This window comes from Ensifer sp. 2TAB8, from assembly GCF_052115125.1.
In the GTDB taxonomy this organism is placed as follows: Bacteria; Pseudomonadota; Alphaproteobacteria; order Rhizobiales; family Rhizobiaceae; genus Ensifer.
The window spans coordinates 97,596-111,977 of sequence record NZ_JBFRGB010000005.1 but is presented as its reverse complement, the minus strand read 5'-3'; the positions used below and the strand labels follow the sequence as shown (position 1 = coordinate 111,977).

13 protein-coding genes and 1 pseudogene are annotated in these 14,382 nt (G+C 63.6%); 7 read left to right on the top strand and 7 right to left on the bottom strand.

Going from position 1 to position 14,382, the window contains the following annotated elements:
- The first annotated feature begins 91 nt into the window (after positions 1-91).
- A complete protein-coding gene (locus tag AB4Z53_RS11510; protein WP_060522010.1) occupies positions 92-550 on the top strand; it encodes an RrF2 family transcriptional regulator in 459 nt (152 codons plus the stop codon).
- A 63-nt stretch (positions 551-613) separates the two neighbouring features.
- Here AB4Z53_RS11510 and AB4Z53_RS11505 read toward each other — a convergent pair whose 3' ends face one another.
- Positions 614-1,330: an SDR family NAD(P)-dependent oxidoreductase gene (locus AB4Z53_RS11505; RefSeq protein WP_441595909.1), complete on the bottom strand. Its 717-nt coding sequence runs from the start codon at positions 1,328-1,330 to the stop codon at positions 614-616.
- 51 nt (positions 1,331-1,381) lie between these two features.
- Between AB4Z53_RS11505 and AB4Z53_RS11500 the strand changes: the two genes are divergently transcribed.
- The 4 genes from AB4Z53_RS11500 to AB4Z53_RS11485 all read left to right on the top strand — a co-directional run bounded on the left by AB4Z53_RS11500 (position 1,382) and on the right by AB4Z53_RS11485 (position 5,095).
- Positions 1,382-2,008, top strand: a complete 627-nt coding sequence (locus tag AB4Z53_RS11500; protein ID WP_441595908.1) for a Crp/Fnr family transcriptional regulator — start codon at positions 1,382-1,384, stop codon at positions 2,006-2,008.
- 57 nt (positions 2,009-2,065) lie between these two features.
- Positions 2,066-2,641 carry a class I SAM-dependent methyltransferase gene (locus AB4Z53_RS11495; RefSeq protein ID WP_441595907.1) on the top strand — a complete coding sequence of 192 codons (576 nt, stop codon included), beginning with the start codon at positions 2,066-2,068 and terminating at the stop codon, positions 2,639-2,641.
- Between the two features lie 175 nt (positions 2,642-2,816).
- Positions 2,817-4,043, top strand: coding sequence for an acyl-CoA dehydrogenase family protein (locus AB4Z53_RS11490; protein WP_441595906.1), 1,227 nt, complete (start codon positions 2,817-2,819; stop codon positions 4,041-4,043).
- A gap of 536 nt (positions 4,044-4,579) precedes the next feature.
- Positions 4,580-5,095, top strand: a complete 516-nt coding sequence (locus AB4Z53_RS11485) for a BA14K family protein (protein ID WP_441595905.1) — start codon at positions 4,580-4,582, stop codon at positions 5,093-5,095.
- Positions 5,096-5,177: 82 nt separating this feature from the next.
- Here AB4Z53_RS11485 and AB4Z53_RS11480 read toward each other — a convergent pair whose 3' ends face one another.
- Genes AB4Z53_RS11480 through AB4Z53_RS11465 form a run of 4 tightly spaced genes read right to left on the bottom strand, consistent with a single transcriptional unit; the run spans position 5,178 to position 10,330 of the window.
- Positions 5,178-6,863 (bottom strand): Na/Pi cotransporter family protein, encoded by a 1,686-nt coding sequence (locus AB4Z53_RS11480; protein ID WP_441595904.1) that lies wholly within the window; start codon positions 6,861-6,863, stop codon positions 5,178-5,180.
- Positions 6,864-6,885: 22 nt separating this feature from the next.
- Positions 6,886-7,491, bottom strand: coding sequence for a histidine phosphatase family protein (locus AB4Z53_RS11475; protein WP_223727913.1), 606 nt, complete (start codon positions 7,489-7,491; stop codon positions 6,886-6,888).
- Positions 7,488-8,588 (bottom strand): ABC transporter ATP-binding protein, encoded by a 1,101-nt coding sequence (locus AB4Z53_RS11470; protein WP_441595903.1) that lies wholly within the window; start codon positions 8,586-8,588, stop codon positions 7,488-7,490. The genes AB4Z53_RS11475 and AB4Z53_RS11470 overlap by 4 nt, the downstream gene beginning before the upstream one ends.
- A complete protein-coding gene (locus AB4Z53_RS11465) occupies positions 8,585-10,330 on the bottom strand; it encodes an ABC transporter permease (RefSeq protein WP_441595902.1) in 1,746 nt (581 codons plus the stop codon). Before AB4Z53_RS11465 ends, AB4Z53_RS11470 begins: the two co-directional genes overlap by 4 nt.
- Positions 10,331-10,351: 21 nt before the next feature.
- On the opposite strand from AB4Z53_RS11465, the pseudogene AB4Z53_RS11460 reads away from it, so the two are divergent.
- A pseudogene (locus tag AB4Z53_RS11460) lies at positions 10,352-10,405 on the top strand (hypothetical protein); the annotation flags it as partial.
- Here AB4Z53_RS11460 and AB4Z53_RS11455 read toward each other — a convergent pair.
- Positions 10,392-11,510 carry an ABC transporter substrate-binding protein gene (locus tag AB4Z53_RS11455; protein ID WP_441596111.1) on the bottom strand — a complete coding sequence of 373 codons (1,119 nt, stop codon included), beginning with the start codon at positions 11,508-11,510 and terminating at the stop codon, positions 10,392-10,394. The pseudogene AB4Z53_RS11460 and the gene AB4Z53_RS11455 overlap by 14 nt on opposite strands.
- A gap of 30 nt (positions 11,511-11,540) precedes the next feature.
- Complete coding sequence (locus AB4Z53_RS11450) at positions 11,541-12,377, bottom strand: MurR/RpiR family transcriptional regulator (RefSeq protein ID WP_113538431.1); 837 nt, start codon at positions 12,375-12,377, stop codon at positions 11,541-11,543.
- 346 nt (positions 12,378-12,723) lie between these two features.
- On the opposite strand from AB4Z53_RS11450, the gene AB4Z53_RS11445 reads away from it, so the two are divergent.
- Entirely contained in the window at positions 12,724-14,037 is a 1,314-nt protein-coding gene (locus AB4Z53_RS11445) for an MFS transporter (RefSeq protein ID WP_441595901.1), read from the top strand.
- Positions 14,038-14,382: the final 345 nt, after the last annotated feature.

The window sequence follows — 14,382 nt, the reverse complement described above, 5'->3', positions numbered from 1 at the left end:
GAGTGCGGCCGTCACAACCCGTTGCCCCCCCGGCGAATGCCGTGGCACGCGGACTTGTGGCGGCTTTCCTTGTTCAGGAAAGTGAAGTGACATGTTGACCAAAAAAGGAAAATACGGGCTCAAGGCCCTTGTCGACCTGGCTCAACTGGAGCCCGGAGAGACCGCCTTCATCACCGAGATCGCCACGCGGAACAATATTCCGAAGAAGTTCCTGGACGCGATCCTGCTCGAACTGCGCAATGCCGGCATCCTGCGCTCGAAGAAGGGCCCGGGCGGTGGCTATTCCCTGTCCCGGCCGGCCTCCGACATCCGCATCGGCCAGGTCATCCGCACGCTCGACGGTCCTCTGGCACCGATCCGCTGCGCCAGCCGCACTGCGTTCGAGGCCTGCGACGACTGTGCCGATCCGGTCAACTGTCATGTGCGCAAGTCGATGAGCAACGTTCGCGACGCGATCGCCTCGATCCTCGACAACATGACGCTGGAGCAGTTTGCCGCCAACGACAACGCCACCGAGATCGTGGCCTTGAGGGATGCGGAAGCCGGCTGACCTTCGCGCATGCTCTTTGATCGGGTGCCTGCGATCGCGAGATGCGGCCAGGCGATCGCGGCGTCACAGCTTTCTGATGATCGCGGCCGCAGCGGGCGGCGCTATGATCTCCAACAGCCGCAACAATCGTGCCTTGCCGACATGAATTCGGTGCCCTCCAGGCTCTAGTGCGCGCAGGATTTCCTTCGCGGCGTAAACTGCACTGACCTTGCCTCGCCCCCGTCCTGATGTCATCGGGGTGTCGACAAGCGGCAGCACGACATCGACCACTCTGACCGACGTTGCCTGATGCTGGACGCAAAGCGCATCTGAAAACATGCGCAGCCCTGCCTTCGTCGCGCTGTAAACTGCCGATGTCGATTTCGGGTGGCAGGCGAGTGCTGAGCCGATATTGACGATGAGGAAGGGGCGCCCCGGCGTCTTCGGCAGAAGCAATCGCGACAGCAGCATCGGCGCAAGCAGATTGGTTTCGACTTCGGCGGCGATCTGCTCGCCATCATAGTGCGGGTCATCGAAGCGGACATTGTGCTGGATCGCAGCGTTGTTGATGAGGCCGTCGATCGTATCGCTCGCCATCATTTCGGTACCGCAGGCGATGACGGCGGCCCGATCGCGGAGATCCAGTGCGCGCGTTTGGATCCTCCGGTCTCGCAATTCCAGATCCGCAAGCCGCTCCCGGTCGCGGCCAAGCGCGATGATGCTGTGTCCCTTGGATGCCAATTGCAGAGCGATTTCCCGACCGATTCCGGAACTTGCCCCGGTGACGACGTAACGTGCCATGTGATCTATTTCCCGATGTTGCGCAGTCGAGTCTGCAACCGGAGGACGGGAATGGCATTAACCGAGGTTAAGCGCGGACAGGGTGCTGCTATTTCGCTGTTCGAGCGCATCGCCGGGCATTCGCTGGCGCAGGCGGAGCGTCTCGCCGAGGCGATCCACGTCCGCAGCGTGAAGGCCGGCGAAACCGTCTTCCATCAGGACGAACCGCATCCCTACGTTTACGTCATCGAAAGCGGCCTGGTGACGCTTACCTATCTTCGTGCCGACGGCGAGGAGTGGATCAAATCCTTCGCCTTCGAGGGGCGGTTCTTTGCGAGCCTCTCGGCGCTGGTGCCGAGCGGGCGTGCGAGCTTTTCGGCTGTTGCGGTCGAGGGTGGCCGCCTCGAGAGAATTCCGTTCTCCACGCTACAGTCCCTGGCAGATACCGATCTCGGTTGGTCGCGCATGATCCGCCGCGCCTTGATGATGCTTGCGGAGCGCAAGGAACGCCGCGAACGCCAGTTCCTGACGCTGAGTGCAGAGGAGCGCTACCGATCGCTGATCGTTGAAGAACCGGAGGTGGTGGCACGCGTCCCGCAGAAGGATCTTGCTGGCTATCTCGGCATCACGCCGGTCGGCCTCAGCCGCATCGCGACGCGCGTTCGTGCGGAAGGCACCGCCAAGCTTAACCCGGGTTAATGCGCGACTTCCGACGAAGAGCAATACCGGCCACCGTTGCAAAAGCGGAGGCTTATCTTGATCAAACAGAAAACGGCATCTGATTTCCTGCTCTTCCTCAGATCCTGGGCGGCGAGGCCGCTGGAAGTCGCGGCGATTGCCCCGTCGAGCAGGCGGCTGGCGATGGCCATGACCACCGAGATCGGTCCGTTCTCCGGCAACGTGCTGGAGCTTGGGCCAGGCACGGGCGCCTTCACACGGGCGCTTCTGCGAAAAGGCGTATACGAGAACAATCTCATCCTGGTGGAGCGCAACCCGGCCTTCGCGACGCTTTTGCGCAAACGGTATCCGAGCGCAACCTTGATCGAGGGCGACGCGCAGCACCTGAGCCTGCCGGCGGTGAAGTCGGTCGGCGCCGCGATCAGCGGCTTGCCGTTGCTTTCCATGCCCGCCCAGGCCGTGCAGGCTATCCTCTCGGCAATTTTTCATCACCTCGCCGAGGGCGCCAGCCTGTTCCAGTTCACCTATGGGCCGCGATGCCCGATCTCGCCGCAGATTCTGGCGGGCCTTGGTCTCGAAGCGTCCTTCCAGCGCTGGGTGCCACTCAACCTGCCGGCTGCGAGCGTCTACCGTATTTCGCGAAGCCCGGCCTGAAGCCGGCGCATGGGGCAGTCCCGCTTCCGCACGTGTCATCGAAAGAGGGGCGCGCACCCAGCGACGGTGAACTGAGGCGGTAGGACTTTCTCGCCCTCTCGCCCAACTCGCAATTCATTTGCTGTTATTGTCTATAGAATAAGTTAATTATTGCCTCTCAACCAAGGAGAGGCGGATGAACAACGTACACTTCCTCAGGGAACCGGCCCCGGTCAACGCAGAGCATGACGAAAGACGGCGGGACCTGTTTGTCCGTGCTGAGGCGCTGTCAAATGATCTCGCCCGGCGTGGCGCCGAACTTGACCGGGTGGGCGCGCCGCCGCGCGATGAGATCGAGGCTCTCCGCCAGGCAGGCCTTTTGACGGCGTTGCATTCGCCCGAGATTGGCGGTGCGGGCTTAAGCTGGATCGACGGGCTGCGGCTGGTGCGCATCATTGCGCGTGGGGAAAGCTCTATCGGGCAACTGCTCGGCTACCACTACGTCAACAGCCAGTATGTCTATTGGGCGGCGGCCGATCCGAAACAAGCCTGGGTGCTGGGCGCAGAGACCGTGGAGCGGCAGCTCTACTGGGGTGCTGCGGTCAACCCGCGTGATCCCGGCCTCACATTGGAACGGCGTGGCGGCCATTATGTGCTGAACGGCCGCAAGACCTTTTCGACCGGCGCGCATGTTTCCGACCGCATCAACGTCAACGCTGCGATCGAGGGCAAGATTGCCAACTTCGTCGTGCCCACCGACCGCCCCGGCTATATCACCAACGACGACTGGGACAATATCGGCCAGCGCCTGTCCGACAGCGGCAGCGTCGAGTTTCGCGACTTTCCGGTCTACGAGCGCGACTTCATCCTGCCGCTTGCCGACCCTTCCGATCCGCCGACGGTCCAGGCGACGTTCAACACGCCGCTGATCCAGCTGGTCTTCGTCAATTTCTACCTTGGTACGGCCGAAGGTGCACTTGCATCGGCACTTGACTACGTGCGCACCACGACGCGCCCCTGGGTGACATCCGGCGTCGACCGGGCCAGCGATGATCCCTATATCCTCGAACGGATCGGTGAACTCCGGGCCAGCCTGAAGGCATCGGTTGCCTTGGCCGATGCGGCAGCGGTTTCCGTCGAGGCGGCATTGTCGCAGGGCAGCTCGGTGACGGCCGAAACGCGTGGCGAAGCGGCGATCGAGGCCTATGCCGCCAAGGTTCACTCGACCCACGTCTCGCTCGACGTGACGACAAAGATCTTCGAACTGATGGGCGCACGTGCCACCGCCGGGCACTATCGCTTCGACCGCTACTGGCGCAATATCCGCACCCACACGCTGCATGACCCCGTCGCCTACAAGGCGCGTGAGGTCGGCGACTTTGCCTTGAACGGCCGGATACCGCCGGTCAGCCTCTACAGCTAGTCGGAAGCTCGGTTCGCTCTGCGGTCTGGGCGATTGCAGGGATGGGTTTCGAGCGCCGGTTCGATCTCGGGCAGATGGCAACCATGTCGTCACGCGCCGGGTCAAGCGTGAGAATGAGGGGAAGGTCGTCAGGCGGTCCATCCGAAATCGGAGAGAGGCCGGCAAAGCTTCCGACTTTGTCGGCCTCTCTGGCCGTATCTGCCAGTTCGTAGCGCAATCAATACCGGCTGCTACACGCGCAGCATCGACCCTCTGGTAGCGGATATGACCTTGCCTGCAGTCGTCGCCGTTGGTTGTCGGCCATTCCCACTTATGGCTGGCGATCACTTCGCCGGGTTCGGGCCGATCGTCCTGCCGAGATTTTGAAGGACGATTTGCTCGTGGCACGCGCCCGCGTGGATTTTTCGCGCGCATAGTTCGAGCGAAGCGCGGCCGGGAGCGCGTTGCAGCCGGCAGCCAACAGCGTCAAAACGCAGTGCTTCTGCGCCTTTTCCGATGTATACTTCGGGATAAGCGGGGAAAATGGAGGTAAGCCAATGAATAGGCTAACGATCATTGCCTTGTCCATGGTGCCGGCGCTGACCAGCGTTTCGCCAGCCATGGCATTTCCCATGGCAGCGGACGCCCCGACGATCGAGGCGACGCAGGCGCAACTGGTTCAATACAGGCGATATGGTGGCGGCTACCATGGCGGCTACTATGGCGGCGGTTACTATCACGGGCATCACCACGGCGGCGGCGACGAGTGGGCCTGGGCGCTCGGCGGGCTGGCTGCCGGTGCGATCATCGGTGGCGCCTTGGCGCAGCCCTACTACGGCTCGGGCTATTACGATCAGGGCTATTATGACCAAGGCTACTACGGCCCGTCATACTACCGTCCGCGATACTACGCGCCGCGATACTACGCGCCGCGCTATTACCGTCAGACCTATTATAGCGGCGGCAACGCGCATACGAGTTGGTGCTATGCACGCTACCGGTCCTACAGGGCTTACGACGATACGTTCCAGCCCTATTATGGTCCGCGGCAGGTCTGCGTTTCGCCCTACTGACGCACCGTAGGCTTTCGGTAGAAAGCCGCCGCTTGACGAGCGCCGACGCCCGTCGTGTTTTCATACCCGCCTTCAGGCCCGATCAGCCGGGAGCGGCCACCGGCGCGACGTTTCTGATGCGGCTGCTGCTCAACAGTCCAGCCGCCTGAACCAGCGGGTAGCCAGCGGCGGCAATATCGGAATTGATCCTGTGCAGGTCACGCACGAGGTCGATGAAGAGCGCATTGCCTTTCGCATCGGCGGCCGCCTCGATGCGCTCGCGGCCGAGATGTCGACCGACGACCTCATCCTCCAGTTCGCGAAAACAATCCTTCTGCGCGGCGAGACGGGCGGAAGCCGAAACGTCGCGCGACAACAGCGCTGCGGGAAGAAGCCGGAGTGAAGCGGCAATCACCGCCGAGAGGGCATCGAGCGCCTCGCGCTGGCTCGCGTTGAAGGCAATGTTCTGCTTGACCTTGGCACGGATCCGGTCGGCGAGGCTGAGCTTGATGACGTCGCCGGCATGCTCGAGATTGCTCGCAAAGAGCATGATTTCATGGGCTCTGCCGGTGTCGCCTGCCGAAAGCTCGTCCTGGGTCAATTGCCCGAGATAGGCGTGGACGGAGGCCATGTAGTTTCCAAGCCGCGCATCGATCGAGGGCAGTTCCTTCAAACCTTCCATCCGGCCGGATTGCAGCGCCGTCAGCGACATCAGGAACATGCGTTCAAGCAATTCGCTCATGCGGATCGTTTCCGTCGTCGCATTGCTGAGCGCGATTGCCGGTGTCTCGAGCGACCTTCTGTCGAGGTAGCGCGGGGATGCCAGCGGGTCGTCGGCGGCAGGGCGTGCCGGGACAAGCCGTTCCACCAGGCGGATGACGACGGGCGACAGCGGCAGGAACACGGCTGCGACCAGCAGGTTGAACGAAGCGTGGAGACCGACCGCAATATGGAGTGGTTCGGCAGGCACGTGCCCCGCCAGCTCAACGATCTCGCGTGCGGAGGGTAGCAGCGCAAGCGCCAGCAGGCCGCGGCAGAAGAGGTTGGCAAGCGGCAGCTTGCGGGCCACCGGTGGCTGGTCGAGCGTCGCGCTGACTGCCGGCAGGCCGCCGCCGAAATTGACGCCCAGGATCAGGGGCACGGCTCCGGCAATTTCGAGACTGCCGTTCATCAGAAGCGATGCCACGAGCAGAATGACCGCGAGCGTGGAGTGACAGAGCCATGCCAGCAGCGCGCCGACGAGGAAGCCGAGCGCCGGTTCTCCCGCAACGGCTCCGAGCACATCGTGGAAGAGCGTCGCCTGGCGCAGCGGCGCGGTCGCCGAAACGATCACCTTCAACGCCATCAGCATCAGGCCGAGGCCCATCAGGATGCGACCGGCATTTCGCGGGCGAAATTCGCTGGACGCGCTGAAGGCGATATAGCCGGCGAACAGAAAGAGCGGGCTGAGCAGCGCCGCAAGCGACGAGCCGGAGGCGAAGAGGCCTGAAACCAGCGCCGAGCCGATATCCGCCCCGAGCAGGACGGCAAGACCTGTCGGTGCCGAGATCGCCCCTGCACCTGCAAGCCCGGCAACGATCAGCGCCATGGCAGTGGCGCTGCCGAGCACGGCGGTCGCGAAGACCCCGCCGCCGAAGGCAGTGACCCGGTTCGACAGGCGCTCCTCGACGAAGCGCTGCAGCCGGTCGCCCCAGCCTCGCATGACGCCGGTGCGCACCATGCGCACGCCCCACAGAAGCAGCGCCACGCCGCCAAGGAGTTCCAGGATAACCAAAGTTCCGGAGTTCATATCACTGCCCTCGTCGCAAGCGTCAGTCGGCGACGGATTCGTCGGGGGCGACAGAGCCGATATTGTAGCCTTCGAGTTGCGCGGCCATGCTGCCGCGCCGCGGGAAATGCAGGATCGTGGCCGTCCCCGGCGTCACGGGAACGACGCGCGAAGGAGGAAGGTCCAGGAACTCGTGGCAGGCGGCGCGGACGACGCCGCCGTGGGCGACGATCAAAAGGTCCCCCTCGGTGCGCGACATCCAGTCGTGCACGCCTTCGGCCACGCGTCCGCGAAAGGCGCCCCAGGTTTCGCCATTGGCGGGCGTGAAGGTTCCGGCGCGCCAGGCGGCATATTCCTCCGGGCGCTCGGCGATCAGATCCGGCTTGCGCCGCCCGGTCCACTCACCCATGTCGAGCTCGCGGAACCGCTCGTCGGTCGGTGCATCAGGATGGCCGATGAGCGCGACCGTCTGCAGGGTGCGGCCGAGATCGGAGGCGATGATGCGAACCGGCTTCAATGCCTTGGCATAGGGGCGAAACCGCCTGACCTGTGCGACGCCGCGCTCCGACAGGAGCGAGTTGTCCTGGCCTTGCAGGCGTTGCTCGGCGTTCCACTCGGTTTCGCCGTGGCGCATGAGGATGAGCCTCATTGATGGATCCTTTCTCCGGTCGCGGCGAAAACCGCATCGGGTGTGCGAATGAAGGAGAGGGGGAGCGCTTCCCCCGGTGTGGCGGTGAAATACCCGTCGGCCATGGCGGTGACGCGCAGGTCGCCGACCATCGCCGTCACCATGGTGCGCCCGGCAATCGGCGCGGCTTCGGCAAAACGGGCCGTGAGAGATGGTGCCCCGGCGATCGAGCCGACGCTGACATCCTCGGCGCGATAGAGGAGTTGCGCCGCGTCGTGGCCGGCCGCAAGGCTTGCCGGCGCGAGCGCCAGTTCGCCGAAGTGCAGCCTGTCATCCAGTCGATGGACCGGTATGAGGTTTGCCGGCGGCGTGCCGAGGAAGGTCGCAACGAAAGTGGTTTGCGGGTCGCGCAGGAGATCGATCGGCTTGCCGTACTGTTCGACCCGGCCATTGTTGAGCACGGCCACATGGGTCGCCATGGTCATGGCCTCGACCTGGTCATGCGTGACATAGACGGATGTCGCTCCGGTTGCCCGGTGAATGCGCATCAGCTCGCTGCGCATCTCGATGCGCAGCTTGGCATCGAGGTTCGACAGCGGCTCGTCGAAGAGCAGTATGCTCGGCTCCGGCGCGATCGTTCGGGCAATCGCCACGCGCTGCTGCTGGCCGCCGGAGATTTCTGCCGGATAACGTTCGGCAAGCGCATCGATGCCGAGAAGCGTAAGCACTTCCCTGACGCGCTTTTCCCGTTTCTCCCGCGCCCATTTGGCGACCTTCAGCGGCCAGGCGATGTTGCCGGCGACGGTCATGTGCGGCCAGAGCGCATAGCTCTGGAAGACGAGGCCGGCATTGCGCCGGCCGGCGTCGGCGATGACGCCGCCAGCACCACTGGAAACGGTCTGCCCGACGAAGGCGATTTCCCCTTCGCTCGGGCTTTCCAGCCCGGCCAGCATGCGCAGAAGGGTCGACTTGCCGCAGCCGGAGGGGCCGACAAGAACCAGGAAGGAACCCGCGGGCACGGAGATGTTGACGTCCTTGACGGCAGTGAAGGCGCCGAAGCGTTTGACGAGGTTGCGGATCTTGATGGCTTCCGCGGCGCCGGTTGCGATGGCGTTCATGGTTGTTTCCATTTCTGGACACGGTTCTGCAGGGCATGAGCCAGGAACGAGGCTGCCAGGCAGACGACGAGGATGACGAGGGTGATGGCGTTGGCGAACTGCATGAAGCCTTCGGCTGCGTAGCGGTAGGCGACCATGCTGAGCACCGGCGAGGTGGCGGTGAACAGAAGCACGACCAGCGAGAGATCCCGCACCATCTTGACGAAGACGAGGATCGCGCCGGCAAACAGGCCGCGGATCGCAAGCGGAAAGATGATCGCGAAGAGACGACGGATCAGGCCCGCACCGGTCAAGCGGGCGCTTTCCTCGATATCGGCGGAGATCTGGCCGAGCACGGAGCGGCCGGACTGTACGGCAAAGGGCAGGTTATGCGCGGATGCTGCGATGACCAGCAGGGCGAAGGTGCCGTAGAGCGATGGCAGCGGTCCGATCGGCGCACCGAAGAGCGCGATGTAGGCGGCGGCAAAGGCGATGCTCGGCACCAAAAGCGGCAGGAAGGCGAGCTGGCTGAGGAGCGTCGCAAGCAGGCTGCCCTTGCGCTGCACGATGGTATAGGCGAGCGCGAGGCCGAGCAGCATCGTCGTGAAGGCGACGACGAGGCCGAGGCGGATCGTGTTCCAGATCGCGTCGATCAGCACCGGATTGCGGAAGATTCCGGCTTGGCCTTGCGCGATCTCGCCGCCGCCTTCGCCGATCCAGAAATGCAACGTCCAATTGGAAAAGAGTGCCCCGCTCTGCGGCGCCAGGCTCGACGCGGCCAGCACGAGAACCGGAAGGACCGTGGTCAGAAGTCCGATGACGACGGCGATGGCGAAGAGTGGCCAGCGCCAGGCGCCAAGCGGAAAGCGTTTGGTGCGCCCGCCTTTGCCCGTCACGGTGATGAAGGCCTTGCGACCCGAAACGATGCGATCGGACAGCCAGAGGAACAGCGCCGAAACCGCAATGAGGAGCAGCGCGAGGACGAAGCCACGTTCGTTTTGCCCCGTCTCGATCATGCCGAAGAGGCGGGTGGAAAGCGTCTGCATGCGCACGGGCAGACCGAGCAGGGCCGGTGCCGCGAAGTTGGCGACGGCGCCGGCGAAGGTCAGCGACGTGGCCGCGATCAGCGCCGGTGTGACGACCGGCAGGATGATACCGAAGAAGATGCGCGGGCGCTTGGCGCCGGCCATCTGGCCCGCCTCGACGAGATCGGCACCAACCGAACTCAAGGCCGCTGCGATGATGGTATAGGCGAGCGAATAATAATGCGCGATCAGTACGATCGCCGTCGGGATCAGGCCCCAGGCCAGCCAGTCGGGAATGGGGAGGCCGTTGGTTTCGAAGAAGCCGGCCGAACCGCCAAGGCGCGAGTTGCGAAACAGCGTGCCCCAGGCAAGGGCTGCGGCAAAGCTCGGGATCATATAGGGCAACGTTGCCATTAGGCCGAGGAAGCGGCGCCCCGGCACGTCCGTCAGCACGACCAGCCAGGCGAGGAAGCCGCCGATGAGCAGGCAGCCGGCGCCGACGCTGAAGCCAAGGATCATGGTGTTGAGCAGCGGCCGCCACCAGAGATTGGCCGACAGCGGACTGACGAGAACCGCCTTCCACGCCGCAAGCCCCTCGGGCGTCAGCGTGGTGACGAGGATGCGCAAGAGCGGAGCGACGACGAGAATGGCGACGATGGCAACGAGGAGAGCCGGCAAGAGGAAGCCCGATCGGAGCAGCCGGCTGCCCGATGGTGCGGATATCGATAGGGATGTCATGTCAGAGCCTCGGCGTCTGTCGACACGCGTTGTGCAAAAGCGTGCCGACAGACGGTTTCCGTTACTGGAGCGTGATGATCAGGTCGGCGATGCGGCTGCGTGCGGTGGCCGTCTTTGCCGGATCGATCGTCCAGGCTTTCAGTTCGCCGAGCTTGACCGAGTCCGGATGACCGGCGATCGACTTGCGGGTTGCGTAGTCGCCGGGAACGTTGAACGGCTCGAAGCCCGGTCCGCCGGTCGGCGTGTCGTCACCGAACATGAAATCGATCAGCAGCCGCGCTGCCGCCGGATGGGGCGCCTTGTCCGCGACCGTCAGCACGGCCGGGAAAAGGATGCCGTTAGCGGGCTCGACATTGTTGGCGATCTGCAGCGCCCAGCCCTCCTTCTCGTTGTCGCGGCGGTCGGAATAGGTGCCGAAGCCGACGGGCGGATTCTTGGCGTTGACGTCACCGATCGACTTGTTGAGCACGTCGCTGTTGGGAAGAAGGATGAGGTCGTTGGCAAAAAGGTCCTTGATGAACTGCTCGCCCGCGCCCTGAAGATCGCCCTCCACTTCGATGTCCTTGCCGAACTGCGCCTTGTAGGCGGCTGCCATCTCGTCCGGATGCAACGCGATCTCCGTCAAGAGGTCGAGCAGTTCGCCGCGTTGGCTCGGGTCGACCATCAGCACGCGGCCCTGCCATTCGGGCTGGGTCAGCTGCCAGAGATTGGTGACGGGCGAACCGTCCGGAAAGGCCTTTTCGTTGTACATCAGCACCTTGGTCGAGAGGCGCTGGGTCAGGAGCGGCGCCTTGTAGCGGTCCTCCAGCTCGTTCGTTACCCGCGGCGGCACGTAGTTGACGATCCGCTTTCCCTCGAGAAGCTTGGTGAACACAACAGGCGTATCGGCGATGTAGAGTACATCGACGGCATGCACGCCGGCCTGCTGCTCTGCCTCGACGCGAGCGATCTGCTTCGTCGAGCTCATGTCGAGGCCGATCAGGTCTATACCGGGATAAGCCTCTTCGAAGGCCTTTTCTATCTTGGCGATGCGGCTCGACAGCGAGAAAACGGTAACGCTTCCCTCCTTCTGCGCGAGCGGCAGCAGCTGCTGTGGGGTCAGGCCGTCGAGATCGGACGCCATCGCCATAGACGGCAGTACGAAACATGCGGCAAGTGCGGCATTGCTCAGTCTTTTCAACATTTCTTGCTCCTCCCTTTTTAATTCCCGTCAGTCGAAGTCGTTGAACAACTCCGACAGCTTCTCCAGCCTGCCGAGGACCTGCCGCTGGTGGCGGCCGGCAATCGTCAGGACGATGGCGTTGACGATCGCAAACGGGATCGTCGGTGTCTGGAACTCGCTGCCCGAACGCCCTCTCGGTGCTGCGAGCATCAGATCGGCCGCGGGTTCCATCAGCGGCCCGGCCAGATCGGAAACGAGGATCGATTGCGCGCCGACGCGGCTCGCATGCCGCATCAGCGGGCCGTAGCTTTGCGGCTGCTTGCGGAAGGCGAGTGCCACGGCGAGATCGCCGGCCTCCATGCTTACCAGGCGCTCGGCTATGTCCCGGCCGCGTCCCGTCAGTTGGATCGTGGTCATGCCGAAGCGGTCGAGGCGGCGCTGCAGGAAGCCGGCCACCGATTGCGCATGGCCCTGCCCGAAGATGAAGACGCGACGGGCGGAAAAGATCAGGTCGGCGGCCCTGTCGATATCCGCCTGTTCGACCGAGCGGGCGAGCGTTTCAAGCGCGGTGATTTCAGCCGCGATCAGATCGGTCAGGTAGTCGCCGTGCTCGACCTTCGAGACCGACCGGCGCATGCGGTTGGCGGCGTCCTGATCGTCAAGAACCTCGCGCTGCAACTGCGCGCGAAGGTCGGGAAAGCCCTTGTAGCCCAGCTTCTGTGCAAGCCGCGTGGCTGTGGCCTCGTGGACGGACGCGCGCTGGGAAAGCTGCGGGCCCGACAGGAACGCAGCCTCCGCGCGGTTTTCCAGCATGGTCGTGATCAGTTTCTGATCCGCATCGGTAAGTCGCCTGGAATGCGTCTTAATGCGATCGAGTATCGTCATGACGGCCCCGCAAGTTCATTTGCAGGATCTATCGTTTCTGCAATCTTCCGTGCCGTCAATAAGAAGGGTGCAAGAATCCTTGCAACGCTCTGCAAGGCGCCCGGATGCGTGCATTCGCCTGCCCTCGATCCGATGTTGAGAGCGCAAAACCGGCCGCTGAAAGCCATCTTTGCGTGTATGGCGCCCGCGCTTGTGCAACTTCGGATTTTTCCCGTAAGAATCTTTGCAAGGCGCTGCAAACCGTTCTTCCTGCGCAAGAGCCAGCCTGCTCATCGCTTCGCGGGACGCTGTTCAAGTGCGATCCGCCGACGTAGTGTCCGCGCGTTGATTTGCAGGGCAGGACGAAATGACGACGATCACGATGAACGAAGCGCTCGACCGTGCCGGTACGGGCCCCTATCAGTACCGCTTGATGGGCATCTTCGGCTTGGTCTGGGCGGCGGATGCCATGCAGGTTCTGGCCGTTGGGTTCACCGCAGCGTCCATAGCCGCGACCTTCGGCTTGACGGTTCCGCAGGCACTGCAGACCGGTACCCTGTTCTTTCTCGGCATGCTGATCGGGGCGGTCGGATTCGGCCGGCTGGCCGATCGCATCGGTCGGCGGAGAGTGCTGATCGTCACCGTGGCCTGCGATGCGATCTTCGGCTTGCTGTCGATTTTCGCACCCAGCTTCGGTGTTCTGCTGCTTCTGCGTTTTCTCACGGGGGCTGCGGTCGGCGGTACACTGCCGGTCGATTACGCCATGATGTCGGAGTTCCTGCCGGCCCGAAGTCGCGGACGCTGGCTCGTGATGCTCGAAGGGTTCTGGGCCGTGGGAACGCTGATCGTGGCGGTGACGGCATGGCTCGTTGCGCTGTCGGAGCTGACGGACGCATGGCGCTATATCTTCGCCGTCACCGCCCTCCCGGCGGTGCTCGGCCTCGGTCTTCGCTTCCTCGTTCCGGAATCGCCGCTCTACCTGCTTCGTGCGGGCAAGGCTGTCGAGGCGAAAGCCATCGTCAACCGAATGCTCGTCGCCAATCGTCACCCGCAGCTCGAAACGAGCGTATCGATCGCGCTTCCCGCGGCCTCACCGAGTGTCGGCATCTTCTCGGGAGATCTGCGCCGGCGCAGCCTTCTGATCCTGGCCGTGTGGTTCCTGGTCTCGGTGTCCTATTACGGCGTCTTCACCTGGATGCCGCCGCGGCTTGCGGGGGAAGGTTTCGGCTTCGTTCGCGGTTACGGGTTCCTCGTCCTTATCGCCTTGGCGCAGATTCCGGGCTATGCGCTTGCCGCCTATGGCGTCGAGGCATGGGGACGCCGGCCAACGCTGGTCGGCTTTTGTCTCCTCTCCGCCCTAAGCTGCCTTCTTTTCGTCGTGGCAAGTGGCGCGGCTGTCATCGCAGCGTCTCTGCTGATCATGAGTTTTGCGCTGCTCGGTACCTGGGGCGCGCTCTATGCCTATACGCCGGAACTCTATCCGACGGAGTCGCGGGCAACCGGAATGGGCGCGGCCGGTGGCATGGCGCGGCTTGGCGGTCTGCTCGCGCCTTCCTTGATCGGCATTCTGGTGACCCAGAGCTTCGCTCTTGCGATCGGCACCTTTGCGGGGCTGCTGTTGGTGGCCGCAATCGCCGCCTGCCTGATCGATGCGGAGACCCGTCTTGCGTCGCTGACGTGAACCCTGCGGACGAAAACGCCGAACGCTCCGGCCGAAAGAAGCGCAAATCACAGTTCCGAGGAAATTGAGAGCTGTCCCAAGGTCTTGCGACAGGATCGGCCTGTGCATAACCGGTGGATAGAATGCGGACAACTTGGCTGGCTATGCAGCCGGGCTTTCTGATCGAGAAAACCGCTCTAGCATGGACGTGCGGTCGATCCCATGGCCGTTAGTGTAGCAGCTATATCATCGGGACCGGTGCACTGTGCCGGTCCCGATCCTTTATCCAGATCTTTCTTTGGCCGCGGGCGCCGCGGTGCGCCGCGCTCCGTTCACCCGACATGATCAAACGCGATGAACGCGGCC

What these genes read in the sequence shown, in the direction of transcription:
- AB4Z53_RS11510 (WP_060522010.1), top strand. Translation starts at nt 92, where the DNA reads ATGTTGACCAAAAAAGGAAAATACGGGCTCAAGGCCCTTGTCGACCTG.
- AB4Z53_RS11505 (WP_441595909.1), bottom strand. Translation starts at nt 1,330, where the DNA reads ATGGCACGTTACGTCGTCACCGGGGCAAGTTCCGGAATCGGTCGGGAA.
- AB4Z53_RS11500 (WP_441595908.1), top strand. Translation starts at nt 1,382, where the DNA reads ATGGCATTAACCGAGGTTAAGCGCGGACAGGGTGCTGCTATTTCGCTG.
- AB4Z53_RS11490 (WP_441595906.1), top strand. Translation starts at nt 2,817, where the DNA reads ATGAACAACGTACACTTCCTCAGGGAACCGGCCCCGGTCAACGCAGAG.
- AB4Z53_RS11485 (WP_441595905.1), top strand. Translation starts at nt 4,580, where the DNA reads ATGAATAGGCTAACGATCATTGCCTTGTCCATGGTGCCGGCGCTGACC.
- AB4Z53_RS11480 (WP_441595904.1), bottom strand. Translation starts at nt 6,863, where the DNA reads ATGAACTCCGGAACTTTGGTTATCCTGGAACTCCTTGGCGGCGTGGCG.
- AB4Z53_RS11475 (WP_223727913.1), bottom strand. Translation starts at nt 7,491, where the DNA reads ATGAGGCTCATCCTCATGCGCCACGGCGAAACCGAGTGGAACGCCGAG.
- AB4Z53_RS11470 (WP_441595903.1), bottom strand. Translation starts at nt 8,588, where the DNA reads ATGAACGCCATCGCAACCGGCGCCGCGGAAGCCATCAAGATCCGCAAC.
- AB4Z53_RS11465 (WP_441595902.1), bottom strand. Translation starts at nt 10,330, where the DNA reads ATGACATCCCTATCGATATCCGCACCATCGGGCAGCCGGCTGCTCCGA.
- AB4Z53_RS11450 (WP_113538431.1), bottom strand. Translation starts at nt 12,377, where the DNA reads ATGACGATACTCGATCGCATTAAGACGCATTCCAGGCGACTTACCGAT.
- AB4Z53_RS11445 (WP_441595901.1), top strand. Translation starts at nt 12,724, where the DNA reads ATGACGACGATCACGATGAACGAAGCGCTCGACCGTGCCGGTACGGGC.